The organism is Sandarakinorhabdus sp. DWP1-3-1 (assembly GCF_049896705.1).
Lineage (GTDB): Bacteria > Pseudomonadota > Alphaproteobacteria > Sphingomonadales > Sphingomonadaceae > Sandarakinorhabdus.
Genome location: NZ_JAFCUV010000002.1, coordinates 340,378 through 358,399, shown reverse-complemented (window position 1 = coordinate 358,399; position 18,022 = coordinate 340,378). Strand labels below are relative to the sequence as shown.

Sequence of the window (18,022 nt, the reverse complement as noted above, 5' to 3'; positions counted from 1 at the left end):
CGCCCACCCCGCTAGACGCCCCCGACCATGACCAACACCGCACGTTCCGCCGCCCGTCTCGGGGCCGTCCAGGCGCTATACCAGCGCGAGATGAACGGCGACGCCGTGCCGCGGCTGCTGCATGAATTCCATTCCCACCGGCTGGGGCAGGAAATCGAGGGCGCCGACTATGCCGAGGCCGACACGGCGTTCTTCGACGACCTGGTGACCGGCGTTGCGGCGCGGCAGGACGAGCTCGACGCGCTGGTATCGGCGGCGCTGGCGACGGGCTGGACGCTCGACCGGCTCGACAAGCCGATGCGGGCGCTACTGCGCGCCGCGACCTATGAGTTGGTGGCGCGCGCCGATATCGCGGCCGCCACCGTGATCAACGAATATGTCGACGTGTCCCACGCCTTCCATGCCGAGAAGGAGGCCAAGTTCGTCAACGGCCTGCTGGACACGGTGGCGCGGCGGGTGCGCGGCTGACATGGCCGAGCGCGACTTCATTCGGTCGCGCCTCGCTCCCCTTGCCACCAGTGCCGCGGCGCGTGGCCTTGCCGACGATGCCGCCGTCTGGGCACCGCCGCTGGGCCGCGAACTCGTCTTTACCCATGATGTGCTGGCCTGCGGCGTGCATTATCTGCCATCCGACCCGCCATCCGACATCGCCTGGAAGCTGCTGGCGGTGAACCTCTCCGACCTGGCCGCGATGGGCGCAACGCCGGCGGGTGTGCTGATGGGGCTCGGGCTGTCGCCGGCGGAGGATGACGGCTGGCGAGACGCCTTTACCGCCGGGCTGGGCCGGGCGCTCGATCACTTCGGCGTGGCGCTCTGGGGTGGCGACACGGTCACCGGGCTTGCCGCGGCGGTGCTCGGACTGACAGCGGTCGGCCATGTCGCGCCGGGCCGGACGCTCGGCCGCAGCGGCGCGCAGCCTGGCGATGACGTCTGGGTGTCGGGGACGATCGGCGATGCCGGGCTGGGTCTGGCGATCGCGCAGGGGCTGGCGCCGATGGACAAGCGGCTGCTCGCCCGCTTTCGGCGACCGGAGCCGCGGCTGGCGTTGGGCCATGCGCTGATCGGGGTGGCCAGCGCCTGCATGGACGTGTCGGACGGCCTGCTGATCGATGCCGACCGGCTGGCGCGCGCGAGCGGCGTCGCCATCACGATCGACCTGGCGACGTTGCCGGTTTCGACACCTGCCGCGACCGATGCCGAGCGGTTGGCGCGGGCCACTGCCGGCGACGACTACGAGCTGTTGTTCACCGCCGCGCCGGGTGCCGCCATCCCGGCGGGCAAGATCGGGGTCACGCGGATCGGCACGGTAGGCAATGGCGCCGGGCTGTCGCTCGCCGGCGGGCTGGTGACGCCCGCACGACTTGGCTGGGAACATTAATCGGGGCGCCGCTTGCCTTACCCCCGGCGCTTTGCCATGACCTTGACGAACGGACCGGCGCTGCGTCGCTTCGACGCGGAAATCACGTCGGCGAACGCTTGGGGACCTGGCCTATGAACACCGTGCTGATCGCGATCCTCTGCGGTGTCGCTGCCGTCCTCTATGGCATCATCACCTCCCGGCAGGTTCTTGCCGCCTCGCCGGGCAACGCCCGCATGCAGGAGATCGCCGCGGCGATCCAGGAAGGTGCCAGCGCCTATCTGACCAAGCAGTATACCGCGATCGGCATCGTCGGCGTGATCGTCGCTGTCGTCGTCGCGGTATTCCTCGGCGTCTATCCCGCCATCGGTTTCGTCATCGGGGCGGTGCTGTCGGGTGTCACCGGCTTCATCGGCATGAACATTTCGGTGCGTGCCAATGTCCGCACGGCCGAGGCCGCGCGCAACTCGCTGCAGGCCGGGCTGACCATGGCGTTCCGCTCGGGTGCCGTCACCGGCATGCTCGTCGCCGGCCTCGCCCTGCTCGCCATCGCCGGCTATTTCTACTTCCTGACCTCGACCGGCCTCGATGCCACCAGCCGCGAAGTCATCAACGCGCTCGTCGCGCTCAGCTTCGGCGCCTCGCTGATTTCCATCTTCGCGCGGCTCGGTGGCGGCATCTTCACCAAGGCCGCCGATGTCGGTGCCGACATGGTCGGCAAGAACGAATTGGGCTTCGACGAGGACGACGATCGCAACCCCGGCGTCATCGCCGACAACGTCGGCGACAATGTCGGCGATTGCGCCGGCATGGCCGCCGATCTTTTCGAAACCTATGTGGTCACCATCGGTGCCACCATGGTGCTCGTCGCGCTGCTCGTCGGCGGCACCGATGCGGCCCGGTTGATGACGCTGCCGCTGCTTGCCGGTGGCGTCTGCATCCTGACCAGCATCATCGGCACCTATTTCGTCCGGCTCGGCGGCGGGACCATCATGGGGGCGCTGTACAAGGGTTTCATCGCCACCGCGCTGCTGTCGGTGCCGGCGCTGTATTTGGCCACCAACATGATCTTCCCCGACATGAACGCCGTGATTTCGGTCAAGGTCGCCAGCGCCGAAGCTGCCGCCGCCGTCGCCGCGCCGACCGATTTCACCGCGATGGCACTGTTCTACTGCATGCTCGTCGGGCTCGCGGTGACCGGGCTGATCGTCTGGATCACCGAATACTACACTGGCACCGAATATCGCCCGGTGAAGTCGATCGCCAAGGCATCGGATTCGGGCCATGGCACCAACGTCATCCAGGGTCTGGCCGTGTCGATGGAATCGACCGCGATGCCCACCATCGTCATCGTTGCCGGCATCATCGCCAGCTTCCAGCTTGCCGGCCTGATCGGCATCGCCTTTGCCGCCACCGCCATGCTGGCGCTGGCCGGCATGGTCGTCGCACTGGATGCCTATGGCCCGGTCACCGACAACGCCGGCGGCATCGCCGAAATGGCCGGCCTGGATGGTGAGGTCCGCGAACGCACCGATGCGCTGGATGCGGTCGGCAACACCACCAAGGCTGTCACCAAGGGCTATGCCATCGGCTCGGCGGGTCTCGCTGCGCTGGTGCTGTTCGCCACCTATACCGAGGATCTGCGCCAGTTCTTCGCCGATGTGCCGGTCGATTTCACCCTGTCGAACCCCTATGTCGTCGTCGGGCTGCTGCTGGGCGCGCTGCTGCCCTATCTGTTCGGCGGCATGGCGATGACGGCGGTGGGGCGCACGGCGTCGGCCGTGGCGCAGGACATCCGCGCCCAGTTCAAGGAGAACCCCGGCATCGCCGATCGCAGCGTGCGGCCGGACTATGCCCGCACCGTCGGCCTCGTCACGGCGGGTGCGATCCGGGAAATGATCATTCCGTCGCTGCTGCCGGTGCTGGCGCCGGTCGTTGTCTATTTCGTCATCACAGCCGTCTCGACCCAGGGTAACGGCTTTGCGGCCTTGGGCGCACTGCTGATGGGCGTCATCGTCTCGGGGCTTTTCGTCGCCATCTCGATGACGTCGGGCGGCGGCGCCTGGGACAATGCGAAAAAGGTCATCGAGCAGGGCGCCTATGGCGGCAAGGGCTCCCCGGCCCACCAGGCCGCGGTGACCGGTGACACCGTCGGCGACCCGTACAAGGACACCGCCGGCCCGGCGGTGAACCCGATGATCAAGATCACCAACATCGTCGCGCTGCTGCTGCTGGCGGCGCTGGCGGGGCACTGATCGTTTCCACCTACCGCGTCGAAATGCTTTCAAACCGGTAAGCATGTTGTAGCCTGCGCATCGGGAAGGTGGGCATGCAGCGACAGGTGATCACGCCGGGCATCTGGTGGCAGGCACGCCGGCTCGAGGCGTCGGCCCTGACGCCCGGGATGAGGATCGTGCGCTGGGCCTCCCTGGTCGCCGTTCTGTTGAGCGCGATCACCGTCGCCTTCGACTGGAGTGCGATCGTTGCCGTGCTCGCCGCCCCTGGAGCACTGCTCGATCGCCTGCTGGCTCTGGCGCTCCAGCAAAAGCTGCAGGTCGTGCTGCTGATGCTGTCGGCCGCGCTGCTCGTTGCCAATGCCAAGCAGGCGGCCTGGCTCGAGCCCTATGGCGAACAGCAACTTCTCAATACCGAATGGGGACAGGCCAAGATCGCGGCCATCGTCATCAAACCGGCCAATCCGGACGAGCGCATTGTGCATCGGCTGCGAGCGGGATGGCACAACAAGGCTTGGAACCGGCGGCTGGTCGAGCTGTCATTCCTTGACGACGCGTCGGCTGGCCCGCGCTGGTCGCTGGCTGCGGCGCCCTGGGTACCGGCCGATCCCCTCGACGAGGACCTGCGCCGCTATGCCATTCGCCGGGTACTGCGTGCCGGCGCCAGACTGACCAACGACCCCAAGCTACGCCTCGCCGGTGATCTGGACCTTCGTTGCGCATCGGGGGACACGGGTTCGGGCCGTAACCTCATCCAAAATACGGATTATGTCGCGTCCCTGGCCACCGACCAGTTGGCGTTCACGCGGGTGTTCCGCGCCGCCAGTGCCGAACAGGTCATCCATGATCCGATCGCGGCGTTTCTGGCGCCGGTCCTCAGCGGCAGCCGATACCGGCTCCGCCGCCTGTCGGAATGCGTCAACATCTCAAACCAGCTCGGGGCGTCGACGCTGGCATTCACGGTCGATGGCCATCTGCTGCTGACCAGCCAGACACCGCGCAATGCGCAAAGCCAGGGCATGCTGGCCCCCAGCGGCTCGGGCTCGATGGACAAGGGCGACCTTGGCGGCGCCGGCGAAGGCACCCTCATCACGCTGGTGCAGAATGCGGCCGCGCGCGAGTTGCTGGAGGAGTCCGGCGTTGGCCATCGGCTGCCGCCCGGCATGACCCTCGCCGCGTTTGCCGCTGACCATGTCCGGGTTTTCGGTTTCGGCCGCATGATCCACCGTGCCGGAAAACCCGAATTCTATTGCCTTGCGGTGCTTCCCTTCACGTCGGCCGAAGTCAACGGCATGGACGTGCTCGCCCGCGAGCGGCCGTTCACCGACAAGACCGAGATCGTCGGGATTTGTCCGGTCGACCCGGCCGCGCCGATCGGCCCACAGCTGATGAGCCTGTGCCGCTTTTTCACGTCTCCGCAGGCGGGCGGTCAGCAGGGACAGCGGGCATCATTTCCACTCTACCACGCCCTTGCCATGTTGCAGGAGATCATCGCGGATGGAGGCATCCACGGGGACAGCCTGGCCAGCTTCCTGCAGGCACGACTGGCCCGTCGTTGAACAGCGACGCGCTCCTGGAAGCGCCGGTCCGTGCCGCGGATTGCCCGGGGACCCGACTTCTGTTAATGAGCAGGGGTCCATCGGCAAGGGAGGGGCAAAGATGACCAGTATCGCATTGCTCGCTGTCTCCCGGCGCCGCGTTGGCCTGCGCCGCAAGTCGGCCTGACTGGCCGCCTGGCGCGACAGCGCCCGACCGATCCGGTGCTGCCGCGCCACCCCCTCCACCGATAGACCAGAGGCACACGCGCTACAGCCGCGTGTGAAATGAAATGAACCCGTCGCAGGATCGCGACACGGCCCCGATGCGGCACGTGTTCGCCTTTGTCTTCCATCATTGGGCGCAGCAGCGTGGCCGCGCGCTGGTGATTATCGGCGCCATGTCGCTGGCCACCGTCACCGAGATCTTCGTGCCGGTGGAGGCCGGCAAGCTGGTCGACGCGCTGGCAACCGGCGCCGCCGGGCGCGACGCGGCGCTGTCGGCCTTTGCCACCATGGCGGCGCTGGGTGGGGCCATGGTGGTGCTGCGCCATATCGCCTGGTGGAGCGTCGTGCCGTTCACGCTCGGCATCATGCGCAACGTGGCGCAACAGGCGTTCCACCGCGTGCAGCGGCTGTCGACCGACTGGCATGCGAACAGCTTTGCCGGTTCGGTGCAGCGCAAGATCACCCGCGGCATGTGGTCGTTCGATTCGATCGACGATGTCGTGCTGCTGGCGCTGCTGCCCTCGCTGACGGTGCTGGTCGGATCGATGCTGCTGCTGGGGGCCCGGGCGCCGGTGCTGGGCGCGGTCATGGCGGTCGGTGCCGTCGCCTATATCGCGCTGACGGTGACGCTGGCGGCGCGCTGGATCGCGCCGGCATCACGGCTGTCGAACGCTCTCGATACCAGGATCGGCGGCGTGCTCGCCGATGCCATCGGCAGCAATGCCGTGGTCAAGGCCTTTGCCGGCGAGGCGCGCGAGGACCAGCGGCTGTCCCGCACGGTGGCCAAATGGCAGCAGCGGACGCGCCGGACGTGGAATCGCCATACCTATGCCGGCACCGGGCAGCTCGCGCTGCTGTGGTTGATGCGGCTGTCGGTGACCGGGACAGCGCTTTGGCTGTGGTGGCAGGGCCGGGCGACGCCGGGCGACGTGACCTATGCGATCACTGCCTATCTGGTGGTGCATGGTTACCTGCGCGACATCGGCCAGCATGTGCATCACCTGCAGCGGGCGGTGAACGAGATGGAGGAACTGGTCGCGCTGCACGATGTGCCGCTGGGCATCGCCGATCATGACGGCGCGACGCCGATCGCGGTGCCGAACGGGGAAATCCGTTTCGACAATGTCGGCTTCCGCTATGGGCCGCACGTCGCGCCGCTGTACCAGGGGCTCGATGTGGTCATTCCGGCGGGCCAGCGGGTCGGCCTTGTCGGGCGATCGGGATCGGGCAAGACGACCTTCGTCAAGCTGATCCAGCGGCTTTACGAGGTGACCGATGGCCGGCTTACCATCGACGGCCAGGATGTCGCCATGGCGACGCAGGAGTCACTGCGCCGGCGGATCGCCATCGTGCCGCAGGAACCGATCCTGTTCCACCGCAGCCTTGCCGAAAACATTGCCTATGCCCGGCCCGAAGCGAGTCTTGCCGAGATCGAGGCGGCGGCGCGGCTGGCCAACGCGCATGATTTCATCGCGAAACTGCCCAAGGGCTATGGGACACCAGTCGGCGAGCGCGGCGTCAAGCTGTCGGGCGGGGAGCGGCAGCGTGTGGCGCTGGCACGCGCCTTCCTCGCCGATGCGCCGATCCTGATCCTCGACGAGGCAACGTCCAGCCTCGATTCGGAGAGCGAGAGCCTGATCGCCCAGGCGATGGAGCGGCTGCTGGTCGGCCGCACCTCGATCGTCATCGCGCATCGGCTGTCGACCGTCAGGAACCTCGATCGCATCCTGGTCTTCGAGGCCGGCAAGATCGTCGAGGACGGCACCCATGATGGCCTGCTGCAGCGCGAAGACGGCCATTACCGTCGGCTTTTCGACCATCAGGAGGGCAATATCATCGCGCTGGCGGCAGAGTAGCCGCCGTTACCGCAGGCGGCGCGCCAGCCAGGCCGCCGCCTGCCCCGGCGTCTGCTTGTCGGCGTCGCGATCGGCCTGCCAATTGGCCTCGCGCATCAGCTCGACCGGGATGCGGTGGTCGAGGCCAGCCAGCCTGGCCGCCAGGTCCGACCGGCGCGGTCCGACCAGCAGCAGTGCGTCATAGGCCGGCAAGGCGCCGCGCGGGTCGGTGAGCAGCACCAGCCTTTCGGCGGCGATGCGACCGTCTGAGGAAAAGGCGGTGATGACGTCGGCGTCGCCGCCGGTCAGCGCGCGGACCATCAGCGTCGGCGTATAGGCGGTCAGCGCCTTGAATTTCAGCCCATAGACGCGCTGCAGCGCTGCCCATTCCGGCCGCTGCTGGAACTCGATATCGGTGGCGAGGCGAAGCTGGGGTGCCCGGTCGGCGAGATCGGCAAGGCTGGTAATGCCGAGCCGCGCGGCGGCATCGCCGCGCATGGCCAGCGCATAGGCATTTTCAAAACCCAGAGAGGCCGCGACCTGCACCTTGTGCCGCGCCGGCAACTCGCGGCGCAGGATCGCGAGCATCTCGGCGCGCGGCTCCGCGTCGGTCCGATGCAGCACCGCATCCCACAGCGTGCCCGAATAATCGATATAGACATCGATATCGCCGGCAGCGAGCGCCCGGAACGCGACCGCCGAGCCGAGGCCGGAGCGCACCGTCGCCGGGATGCCCTGGGCCCGCAGCCGTTCGGCGATAAGTTCGGCGAGGATATATTGCTCCGAAAAGTTCTTGGCCCCGACGACGACCGGGCGCGCAGCGCTGGCTGGCGGCCGGGCGCTCGCCTGCCAGCCGAGCACCGCGATGACCAGTACCACGAGCAGCGCAAATCCGGTCGCCGCGCGACGCGGCTGCCCCCGCGCCAGCCCGGTTTCGGCCTGCGCCAGAGCCACATCGACGATGATCGCCAGGCCGGCCGCGGCCAGGCAGCCTGCGGTGACCAGCGTCCAGTCTTCCAGCTGCAACCCGGCAAAGATCAGGTCACCCAGGCTTTTCTGGCCGACAGTGGTGGCCAGGGTCGCGGCGCCGATCGTCCAGACTGCGGCCACCCGCAGCCCGCCCATGATGATAGGCGCCGCCAGCGGCAATTCGACCTGCAGCAGGCGCTGACGCCGCGTCATGCCGATGCCATCGGCGGCGTCGAGCGTTTCGGGCGCGACGCTCGCCAGCCCGTCGCTGCCGCCGCGCAGCAGGGGCAGCAGCGCGTAGAGCGCCAGCGCCAGCAAGGATGGCAGCAGGCCGAGCGCCGGCACACCGAACCCGGCCAGCCGTTGCGTCAGCCCGCCGACAAGCAGCAACAGCGGGTAGAACAGTGCCAGCAGCGCCAGCGCCGGGATCGTCTGCACGACGCCTGCCGCCGCGAGCACCCCGGCGCGCAGCCGCGGCCGCGCCGCCATCAGCAGCACCAGCGGCACCGCCACCGCGATCGCCAGCGCCAGCGCCGCCGCCGACACGCCGAGATGCGCCGCCAGCCGGTCGGGCAGCATGGCGAGGGCGCGGGACCACTGCGCGTTCATCGCGGCATCGGAACTTGCGCATTCATGCGGGCAGAATCCCTGCGATGCGCCGCGCCTGGTCGACAGGCGCCGCGACAAGCGCCTGCACCGCCGGATGCGTGCTGCGCACCAGTTCGGCCGGCGTGCCGTCGGCGACGATCCGCCCGCAATCGAGAACGATGATGCGATCGGCCCGGGTCAGCGCATCGGCGAGGTCGTGGGTGACCATGACGATGGTCAGGTCGGCCACGCGATGGAGCTCGCCGAGCTTGTCGCCGAGGCTGGCGCGCGTTTCGGGGTCGAGCGCGCCAAAGGGTTCGTCGAGCAGCAGCAGCCTGGGTTCGGCGGCCAGCGCCCGCGCCAGTCCCACCCGACTCGCCTGGCCGCCCGACAGCTGGCGCGGGTAGCGACCGGCGAAATCCTGCGGCAGCTCGACCAGATCGAGCAGCGCATGCACGCGGGCCGCCATCGCCGCCGCATCGGCCCCCAGCAAACGCGGCACTGCGGCGATGTTTTCGGCCACGGTCCAGTGCGGGAACAGCCCGACGCCCTGGATGGCATAGCCGATGCCGCGACGCAGCGCCGGCGCGTCGGCAGCCGCGATGTCGGCGCCATCGATCCGCACGGCGCCGGTGTCCGGGACCAGCAGCCGGTTGGCCAGCCGCAACAGCGTCGTCTTGCCGGCCCCCGACGCCCCGGTCAGCGCCACGAAGGCGCCGGCGGGGATGGCGAGGTCGATGCCGTCGAGAACCGCGTTGCCGCCGCGGCTGATGCCGATGCCGGCGAATTCGAGGCGGGGAACGGCCATTTGTGACGACCTTGGCGGCACCGCGCCGGCGCGGCAAGCCGCAGCAGCGGGCTGGCGCCATCGGCGGCTTTCGGGCAAGGCGACGCGCGTGCCCCTGTCCCAGCTTTCGCCCTTCCTGCTGTTCGTGATCGCCCTCGCCGCCGGGGCGCTGGCGGCGCTCGGTTTTGCGCCGTCCGATGCCTGGCCACTGACGATGGTCGGCATCGCCGTGCTGCTGGCGCTGATCGATGCCGCCCCGACGCGTCGCCGCGCGGCGCTGTGGGGCTGGCTGTTCGGGGTCGGCCATTTCAGCCTGGGGCTGACCTGGATCGCCGAGGCCTTTACTTATCAGGCCAAGATGCCGGCGGCACTCGGCTGGGTGGCGGTCATCGGCCTGTCGATGTTCCTCGCGCTTTACGTGGCGCTGGCCGCGGTGCTGGCGCGGACGCTGGCGCGGACCGCGGCCGGGCGCGTGCTGGTGCTGGCGGCCGGCTGGATGCTCGGTGAATGGCTGCGCAGTTGGGTGCTATCGGGCTTTGCCTGGAACCCGCTGGGGGTCGCCTGGCTGTCGGCGCCGGGGGTGGCGCAACTGGCGGCATTCGGCGGCTCGCTGGCGCTGTCGGGGCTGATGGTCGTCGCGGGCGGCGCGCTGTGGCTGGCGTCGCGCCAGGCCGGGCGAGGTGCCGCGGCCGGTGGCGTGCTGGTCGCGGCCGCAGCTGTTGCCGGGCTGGTGCTCGATCGGCCGGTCGAAGCGCCCGACAACCCGATGGTCTATCTGATCCAGCCAAACATCGGTCAGGGTGACAAATACACGCCGGGTATCGAGGCGGCGCATCTGCAGCGCTACCTGGTGATGACCCGCGCGGCGCTGGCGGAGCGCGGCAGCCGGCGCGGTGCGCTGGTGCTGTGGTCCGAATCGTCGGTGCCTTATCTGGTCGAGGAAGATCCGCAGGCACGGTCCGTGCTCGCGTCTGCTTTGGGCTCCGACGACCTGCTGCTCTTCGGCGGCGTGGCCGCCATCCGCGACGCACGCGGCGAGATCGTGGAATTGACCAACAGCCTGTACGTCATCGACGCCCGCGGCCGCCTGCACGGCCGCTACGACAAGGCGCATCTGGTGCCGCTGGGTGAGTATGTGCCGGCACGCGCGCTGATGACCCGCATCGGCCTCGCCCGGCTTGCCCCGGGCGACATCGATTTCCGCGCCGGCCCCGGCCCGCGCACTTTGGCGCTGCCCGGCGGCTTCGGCAGCGTCGGGGGGCAGATCTGCTATGAAATCATCTTTCCCGGCGCCGTGGTCGACCCCGCGCGGCGGCCGGGCTGGATCGCCAACATCTCCAACGATGCCTGGTTCGGCGGCAGCGGCCCGCCGCAGCACCTGGCGCAGGCCCGGATGCGCGCCATCGAGGAAGGCCTGCCGATCGCCCGTGCTACGCCGACCGGCATCAGCGCGGTCATCGACGGCCGCGGCCATCTGTCGGCCGTCATTAGCCCGCGCCAGGCCGCGACCAGCGCGGCACGACTGCCGGCGACGCTGCCGCCGACGCTTTTCGCCCGCCATGGGCACCTGATCAGCGGCGGATTCGGGCTGTTGCTGCTGGTGGCGGGGCTTGCCGTGGACCGGCGGCGATCGAGGGCCGACCAATAGTTTCTGTCATATAAAGCTATCTTTATGCCCCTTGCGCCAAGGCGCGCTGCCGCCTAGACGCCGACGGCTAGTTTTTACGAAATGGACCAAACCCCATGGCGCGTTCCTCCTTCCTGTTCACCAGTGAATCGGTCTCCGAAGGCCATCCCGACAAGGTCGCCGACCAGATTTCCGATGCCGTCGTCGACCTGTTCCTGTCGAAGGACCCCGAAGCCCGCGTCGCCTGCGAAACGCTGACGACCACCAATCGCGTGGTCCTCGCCGGCGAAGTCCGCGGCCAGGGCATGATCGACAAGGACGGCAACTGGGCGCCGGGCGCCCAGGAGGAAATCCAGACTGTCGTGCGCGATACGGTGAAGCGCATCGGTTACGAGCAGGATGGCTTTCACTGGCAGAACCTGCACTTCGAAAACCATCTCCACCCGCAGTCGGCGCATATCGCCCAGGGCGTCGATGCCAGCGGCAACAAGGATGAAGGCGCCGGCGACCAGGGCATCATGTTCGGTTACGCCACCGACGAGACGCCCGACCTGATGCCGGCGACGCTGTACTATTCGCACAAGATCCTGGAGCGTATGGCCGCCGACCGCCACAGTGGCAAGGCGCCGTTCCTGGAGCCCGACGCCAAGAGCCAGGTGACGCTCGCCTATGAAAACGAAGTGCCGGTGCGCGCGACGGCGCTCGTCGTGTCCACCCAGCACGCGGTCGATTATTGCCAGCCCTGGGAAGACGGCGCCGACAAGGGCGGCGATGCCGGCAAGTACGCGACGCTGCGCGATTATGTCATGTCAGTGTTCCACGATGTGCTGCCCGACGGCTTCATCACCGACGAGACCGTCATCCACGTCAACCCGACCGGCCGCTTCGAGATCGGCGGCCCCGACGGCGATGCCGGCGTCACCGGTCGCAAGATCATCGTCGACACCTATGGCGGTGCCAGCCCACACGGCGGCGGCGCGTTTTCGGGCAAGGATCCGACCAAGGTCGATCGCTCGGCGGCCTATATCACCCGCTATCTCGCCAAGAACGTCGTCGCCGCCGGCCTTGCCCGCCGCTGCACGATCCAGTTGAGCTATGCCATCGGCGTCGCCGAGCCGTTGAGCGTCTATGTCGACCTGCATGGCACCGGCACTGTCCCCGAAGCGACGCTGGAGGAGGTGCTTCCCAAGCTCGTCCGCCTGACGCCGCGCGGCATCCGCACGCACCTTGGCCTCAACAAGCCGATCTACCAGCGCAGCGCGGCCTATGGCCATTTCGGCCGCCAGCCCGAGGCCGACGGCGGCTTCAGCTGGGAAAAGACCGATCTCGTTGAAAAGCTGAAGGCTGCCGTCGCCTGACAATGGCGTGAATTTGCGGTAAACTGCGTCCTTCCAGTGATGGGAGGACGCCGATGTACCGTGCCGTTGTCTTGGGCTTGCTGGCGATGCCGGCGCTGGCCGCGTCGCCGGCATTCCCGCCGGCCGATACTGCCGCCATCTACAAGGCGGCCGGGTTCGCCATGAAGGGCAAGGCCGTCGTCGATTGTGCCGCCGGCGATGCCAGCTGGCCGCGCTCGAACTTTGTCATCGAGGCGATCGACCTCAGCGGCGACGGCAGGCCAGAGGCCGTGCTGAGCGAAGGCAACATTGCCTGCTATGGCCGCGACGAGACAGGATTCACGATCCTTGCCCGCAATCCAGACGGCAGCTGGCGCAAGATCGGCGCCAGCACCGGAGGGATCATGCCATTGAAGACGCGCCACAACGGCTGGCTCGATATCGAATATGGCGGGCCGGGGCTGCAGAAGCAGCCGGTCATGCGCTTCGACGGCAAGGTTTATCGCTAGCGGCCCGCCCCCGCGACCCGGCTATTCCGCCGCGATCGCGCGCGCCCGATTGTACGAATAGGAGAATTCGGCACCGTCAAGGTCGATGACCGGGAATTCGTCGCGTTCGCGCCAGTAATCCTGGCTATGCTGCCATTCGCGCTTGTTGCCGCGCTGCGGTAGCTGGCCCTGGCCACGCAGGATGTAATTGGCGTTGAAATCATCGGTGTCGATCCAGCTCGACAGCGGCATGTTATGGTCTTCGGGGCGCAGTTTCGGTACCACCGCGGTTGCGCCCTTGGCCTGCATATGGGCGAGCAGCCGGCTGACGAAATGGCTGATCATGTCGGCGCGCAAGGTCCAGCTGGCGCGCAGATAGCCGAATACCCAGACCATGTTGGGCACGCCGGTGAACATCATGCCGCGATAGGTCACGGTCTTGCTGAAATCGAGCGGCTCACCATCGATGCTGAACTGAATGTCACCGAGCACGCACAGGTTGAAGCCGGTGGCGGCGACGATGATGTCGCCGTCGACCGTGGTGCCGTCCTTCATCAACAGGCCGGTTTCGGTGAAGGTCTCGATCTCGCCGGTCACCGCCCCGGCCTTGCCTTCGCGGATCGCCGTGAACAGGTCGCCATCGGGCACGAATGCCAGTCGCTGCCGCCACGGGCGATAGTTCGGCGTGAAATGCTTCATGTCAAAGCCCTCGGGCAGCAGCGCCTGGACGCCGCCGATCAGCTCGGCGGCGACGACATCGGGCTCCTCGGCGCAGCGGCGGACGGTGACGTCCTGGTCGAAATTGACCTTGCGGCGGACGATCTCGTGAATCCAGCTCTCGTCGATCGCCAGTTGCCGCAGCATGTCGGCGGTTTCGTTGGCGTTGCTCGCGGGGAAGAAATAGGTCGGCGAGCGCTGCACCATCGTGACATGCGCCGCGGTCTTGGCCATCTCGGGGATCACGGTGGCGGCCGTGGCGCCCGATCCGATCAGGATGACGCGCTTGCCGGCGTAATCGGTGGTCTCGTCCCATTCCTCGGTGTGGAGGATCGGGCCCTTGAACCTGTCCATGCCCGGCCAGTCGGGCATGAAGCCCTGGCGGTGGCGGTAATAGCCCTGGCACATCCACAGGAAATTGGCGGTAAACGTGCGCGTCTCGCCCGACGCGATGCGCGCGACCAGCGTCCAGGTCGCCGTCTCGCTCGACCAGCTGGCAGTCTCGATGCTGTGGCCATAATGAAGGTTGGGGCCGAGGTCGTTCTCGTCGATCATCTCGCCGAGATAGGCCTGGATTTCGGCCGCCGTGGCGATCGGCGGGCCGACCCAGGGCTTGAAGTGAAAGCCGAAGGTATAAAGGTCGCTGTCCGACCGGATGCCGGGGAATTTGTGGGTGAGCCAGGTGCCGCCATAGCTGCCTTCGCGCTCGAGCACGGCAAAGCTGGTGCCGGGCAGATTGTGCTTGAGGTGCCACGCGGCGCTCAGCCCGGAAATCCCGGCACCGACGACCAGCACGTCGACATGCTGCGTGTCGGCAGCGACGCTGGCACGGGTCATCGTATCGGTGTCAGACATGGCACTCTCCCCATCATATGTCGGCTGAGACTAGCCCGGCGAACTGGCGTCGCCTTGATCGACATCAAACCCCGCATGCTTTCCAAATGCAATCCGCTGCGGCATGGCGGCAGATGATGCTTACCGATCCCGCTACCACCCGCCGCCTGTATGGCCGCCGCACCGGTCACAAACTGCGCCAGGGCCAGGCGGCGCTGATGGAAGAATTGCTGCCGCAGCTGACGTTGCCCGATGCCGGCAGCCTCGATTCGCAGCGTCTGTTCGGTGACGACCGGCCGCTGTGGCTGGAAATCGGCTTTGGCCGCGGCGAGCATATGGCCGGGCAGGCGCTCGCCAACCCCCAGGTCGGCATCATCGGCGCCGAGCCCTTCCTCGATGGTATCGTCGGCGCACTGATGGAGATCGAAGGTCATGGCCTGACCAACATCCGGTTACACAATGGCGACGCGCTCGACGTCATCGACCGCCTGCCCGATGCCAGCCTCGACCGGGTGTTCCTGCTCCATCCCGACCCCTGGCCCAAGGTCCGCCATGCCAAGCGCCGCTTCGTCAACCCGGGGCCGCTGGCGATGGTGGCGCGCGTGTTGAAGCCGGGCGGCGAGTTTCGCGTCGGCACCGACCATCCGGTCTATTGCCGCTGGGCGCTGATGCAGATGGCGAAATCCGCTGATTTCGAATGGCTTGCCGAGACCCCGCTCGACTTCCAGGTCCGCCCCGACGACTGGCCGCAGACGCGATACGAGGCCAAGGCGCGACGGCTGGGCCATGAAGTCTGGTATTTCCGCTTCCGCCGCCGCTGATTGACCCCCGGGGCTTTGCGCTTTAGCCGTCGTTGCCATGACAACAGCCTATCTCGACTTCGAAAAGCCGGTGCAGACCATCCACGCCCGCGCCGCCGATTATCGTGCCGCCGGCGACGAGGCGGGCGCCAAGCACGCCGAGGGCGCTGCCCGCCGGCTGCTTGCCGAAACCTATGCCCGGCTGACGCCCTGGCAAAAGACGCTGGTCGCCCGCCACCCGAGCCGTCCGCATTTCGGCGACATGGTGAAGGCATTGGTCGAAGATTTCACGCCGCTCGCCGGCGATCGTGCCTTCGGCGAAGATTTCGCCATCATCGGCGGGCTTGGTCGGTTGCGGGGATCCGCCACGCCGGTGATGGTCATCGGCCATGAAAAGGGCAACGACACCACCACGCGCGTGAAGCACAATTTCGGCATGGGGCGGCCCGAAGGCTATCGCAAGGCGATCCGCCTGATCGAGCTTGCTGGCCGTTTCAACGTGCCGATCGTCACGCTGGTCGATACCGCCGGCGCTTTTCCCGGCCTCGATGCCGAGGAGCGCGGCCAGGCCGAGGCCATTGCCCGCGCCACGGAGGCCTGCCTGGCGGCACCGGTGCCGCTGATCGCCGCGATCACCGGAGAGGGCGGCTCGGGGGGCGCCGTGGCGCTCGCCGCCGCCGACCGGGTCATCATGTTCGAACACGCGGTCTATGCGGTGATCTCGCCAGAAGGCTGCGCCAGCATCCTGTGGCGCACCGCCGACAAGGCCAACAGTCATGCCCCCGAAGCCGCCGAGGCGATGCGCGTCACCGCCGCCGACCTGAAAAAACTCGGCGTCATCGACACCATCGTCACCGAGCCGCTGGGCGGCGCCCATCGCGACCCGGCGGCAGCCATCGCCTCGCTGACCATGGCGATTGCCAGCGAGCTGACGCCACTGCTCGCCATGGCGCCGCGGGACCTGCGCAAGGCGCGGCGCGACAAGTTCGTCGAGATGGGGCGGCACCTCTAGCCATGCCGCGGATCGTTTATGTCGCGGCGGCGGCACTTGTCGACAGCGCCGGCTATGTCCTGGTGGCGCAGCGGCCCGAGGGCAAGTCGCTGGCGGGACTTTGGGAGTTTCCCGGCGGCAAGCTCGAGCCCGGCGAAACGCCGGAGGTGGCGCTGGTCCGCGAGTTGGGCGAGGAACTCGGCATCAACGTTGTCCCGGCACAGCTGCGGCCGCTGTGCTTTGCCAGCCATGCCTATCGCGAATTCCACCTGGTGATGATGGTTTATCTGTGTCGCGCCTGGCTGGGCGAGCCGCTGGGCTTCATCGACCAGCCGGTGCAATGGTGCTCGCTGGAAGAGCTGGCGGCACTACCGATGCCGCCGGCCGACCGCCCGGTGCTGGCGGCGCTGGCCAAGGCGCTCACGCCCGGCGATTGACGGCTCGCGCCAGGCTGACCCTTCGTGTTGCCGTTGCGTGACGGCGCGGCTATGGCCAAGCCCAGTTGCACGGGGACGCACTCGACATGAAAATTCTGGCCGGCAACGGCAATCCTGAACTGGCACAGGCCATCGCCGATTATCTCGACATGACGCTGACCAGCGCGTCGGTGCGGCGCTTTGCCGATGAGGAGATCTTTGTCGAAGTCCATGAGAATGTCCGCGGCGAAGACGTTTTCGTCGTCCAGCCAACCGCTGCCCCCGCCAACGACAATCTGATGGAATTGCTGATCTGCATCGATGCGCTGCGCCGCGCCTCGGCCCGGCGCATCACCGCGGTGGTGCCCTATTTCGGCTATGCCCGGCAGGATCGCAAACCCGGACCGCGCACGCCGATTTCGGCCAAGCTCGTTGCCAACCTGATCACCAAGGCCGGTGCCGATCGCGTGCTGTCGGTCGATCTCCACGCCGGCCAGATCCAGGGCTTTTTCGATATCCCGACCGACAATCTGTACGCCGCCCCCGTCATCGCCGCCGATATCGAATCGCGTCTGGCGCGGCAGGACCTCGTCGTCGTGTCCCCCGATGTCGGCGGCGTCGTGCGCGCCCGGGCCCTGGCCAAGCGACTGGGCAACGCCCCGCTGGCGATCGTCGACAAGCGCCGCGAACGCGCCGGCGAATCGGAGGTGATGAACATCATCGGCGATGTGCGCGGCAAAATGTGCGTGCTGGTCGACGACATCGTCGATTCGGCCGGCACGCTGTGCAATGCCGCCGCCGCGCTGCTGGAGGCCGGCGCCACCGGCGCGACCGCCTATGTCACCCATGGCGTGCTGTCGGGCGGCGCCGTGGCACGCGTCGACGGGTCGGCGCTGACCGAGCTGGTCATTACCGATTCGATCGCTGCCGTCGCATCGGTACGGGCGGCGAAAAAGATCCGCCGCATCACCATCGCGCCGCTGCTCGCCGAAGCGATGCGCCGCACCAGCGAGGAAAGCTCGGTCAGTTCGTTGTTCGACTAGCGTCAGTTGCCAGTGGTGCGGTTGATAACCTTGCCGTCGGGCAGATAGACCTTCTCGGCCGTCACATACTCACCCTTGGGCGTGCAGATGCCGCCCGGGTCTCTGGCCCGCATTCTGGCGCAGAAATCGGTATCCGGCCGCTGCGCCTGGGCAAATACCGGGGTCGCCGCGACCGCGACAGCGATCAACAGGGTCGAAAGAAAGGTCTTGGTGGCCGTCTGCATCCGTGTTCTTTC

Annotated in this window: 16 protein-coding genes; 12 read left to right on the top strand and 4 right to left on the bottom strand. The window is 67.7% G+C overall.

The window, feature by feature from the left end; genetic code table 11:
* The first annotated feature begins 27 nt into the window (after window positions 1–27).
* The 5 genes from nusB (at window position 28) to ACP7AI_RS11130 (ending at window position 7,210) form a co-directional block, all read left to right on the top strand.
* Window positions 28–468: a transcription antitermination factor NusB gene (gene nusB, locus ACP7AI_RS11150; RefSeq protein WP_426167318.1), complete on the top strand. Its 441-nt coding sequence runs from the start codon at window positions 28–30 to the stop codon at window positions 466–468.
* Window position 469: 1 nt separating this feature from the next.
* Window positions 470–1,378, top strand: coding sequence for a thiamine-phosphate kinase (thiL, locus tag ACP7AI_RS11145; RefSeq protein WP_426167316.1), 909 nt, complete (start codon window positions 470–472; stop codon window positions 1,376–1,378).
* 113 nt (window positions 1,379–1,491) lie between these two features.
* Complete coding sequence (locus tag ACP7AI_RS11140) at window positions 1,492–3,612, top strand: sodium-translocating pyrophosphatase (RefSeq protein WP_426167314.1); 2,121 nt, start codon at window positions 1,492–1,494, stop codon at window positions 3,610–3,612.
* Window positions 3,613–3,686: 74 nt separating this feature from the next.
* Window positions 3,687–5,150 carry a hypothetical protein gene (locus ACP7AI_RS11135; protein WP_426167312.1) on the top strand — a complete coding sequence of 488 codons (1,464 nt, stop codon included), beginning with the start codon at window positions 3,687–3,689 and terminating at the stop codon, window positions 5,148–5,150.
* A gap of 302 nt (window positions 5,151–5,452) precedes the next feature.
* A complete protein-coding gene (locus ACP7AI_RS11130) occupies window positions 5,453–7,210 on the top strand; it encodes an ABC transporter ATP-binding protein (RefSeq protein WP_426167310.1) in 1,758 nt (585 codons plus the stop codon).
* Between the two features lie 6 nt (window positions 7,211–7,216).
* Here ACP7AI_RS11130 and ACP7AI_RS11125 read toward each other — a convergent pair whose 3' ends face one another.
* Together ACP7AI_RS11125 and ACP7AI_RS11120 are read right to left on the bottom strand one after the other, a co-directional pair.
* The gene (locus ACP7AI_RS11125; RefSeq protein WP_426167308.1) at window positions 7,217–8,767 is read right to left on the bottom strand and encodes an ABC transporter permease/substrate-binding protein; all 1,551 of its coding nucleotides are present in this window, start codon (window positions 8,765–8,767) and stop codon (window positions 7,217–7,219) included.
* A gap of 22 nt (window positions 8,768–8,789) precedes the next feature.
* Window positions 8,790–9,554, bottom strand: a complete 765-nt coding sequence (locus tag ACP7AI_RS11120) for an ATP-binding cassette domain-containing protein (RefSeq protein ID WP_426167306.1) — start codon at window positions 9,552–9,554, stop codon at window positions 8,790–8,792.
* Window positions 9,555–9,642: 88 nt separating this feature from the next.
* Here ACP7AI_RS11120 and lnt point away from each other — a divergent pair, with 88 nt between their 5' ends.
* The 3 genes from lnt to ACP7AI_RS11105 all read left to right on the top strand — a co-directional run bounded on the left by lnt (window position 9,643) and on the right by ACP7AI_RS11105 (window position 13,006).
* On the top strand, window positions 9,643–11,181 hold the full coding sequence (gene lnt / locus ACP7AI_RS11115; RefSeq protein ID WP_426167304.1) for an apolipoprotein N-acyltransferase: 1,539 nt from the start codon (window positions 9,643–9,645) through the stop codon (window positions 11,179–11,181).
* 95 nt (window positions 11,182–11,276) lie between these two features.
* The gene (metK, locus tag ACP7AI_RS11110; protein ID WP_426167302.1) at window positions 11,277–12,518 is read left to right on the top strand and encodes a methionine adenosyltransferase; all 1,242 of its coding nucleotides are present in this window, start codon (window positions 11,277–11,279) and stop codon (window positions 12,516–12,518) included.
* A 53-nt stretch (window positions 12,519–12,571) separates the two neighbouring features.
* Window positions 12,572–13,006, top strand: a complete 435-nt coding sequence (locus ACP7AI_RS11105) for a hypothetical protein (RefSeq protein WP_426167300.1) — start codon at window positions 12,572–12,574, stop codon at window positions 13,004–13,006.
* Window positions 13,007–13,027: 21 nt separating this feature from the next.
* Here the strand turns inward: ACP7AI_RS11105 and ACP7AI_RS11100 are convergent, their stop codons facing one another.
* Window positions 13,028–14,557 carry a flavin-containing monooxygenase gene (locus ACP7AI_RS11100; RefSeq protein WP_426167298.1) on the bottom strand — a complete coding sequence of 510 codons (1,530 nt, stop codon included), beginning with the start codon at window positions 14,555–14,557 and terminating at the stop codon, window positions 13,028–13,030.
* Between the two features lie 113 nt (window positions 14,558–14,670).
* Between ACP7AI_RS11100 and trmB the strand changes: the two genes are divergently transcribed.
* The 4 genes from trmB (at window position 14,671) to ACP7AI_RS11080 (ending at window position 17,786) form a co-directional block, all read left to right on the top strand.
* Window positions 14,671–15,357: a tRNA (guanosine(46)-N7)-methyltransferase TrmB gene (gene trmB / locus ACP7AI_RS11095; protein ID WP_426167296.1), complete on the top strand. Its 687-nt coding sequence runs from the start codon at window positions 14,671–14,673 to the stop codon at window positions 15,355–15,357.
* Window positions 15,358–15,394: 37 nt separating this feature from the next.
* Window positions 15,395–16,348, top strand: coding sequence for an acetyl-CoA carboxylase carboxyltransferase subunit alpha (locus ACP7AI_RS11090; protein ID WP_426167294.1), 954 nt, complete (start codon window positions 15,395–15,397; stop codon window positions 16,346–16,348).
* A 2-nt stretch (window positions 16,349–16,350) separates the two neighbouring features.
* A complete protein-coding gene (gene mutT, locus ACP7AI_RS11085; RefSeq protein WP_426167292.1) occupies window positions 16,351–16,764 on the top strand; it encodes an 8-oxo-dGTP diphosphatase MutT in 414 nt (137 codons plus the stop codon).
* Window positions 16,765–16,850: 86 nt separating this feature from the next.
* Entirely contained in the window at window positions 16,851–17,786 is a 936-nt protein-coding gene (locus ACP7AI_RS11080; RefSeq protein ID WP_426167290.1) for a ribose-phosphate pyrophosphokinase, read from the top strand.
* Between the two features lie 2 nt (window positions 17,787–17,788).
* On the opposite strand, the gene ACP7AI_RS11075 is transcribed toward ACP7AI_RS11080, so the two are convergent.
* Window positions 17,789–18,010, bottom strand: a complete 222-nt coding sequence (locus tag ACP7AI_RS11075; protein WP_426167288.1) for a hypothetical protein — start codon at window positions 18,008–18,010, stop codon at window positions 17,789–17,791.
* Window positions 18,011–18,022 lie beyond the last annotated feature (12 nt).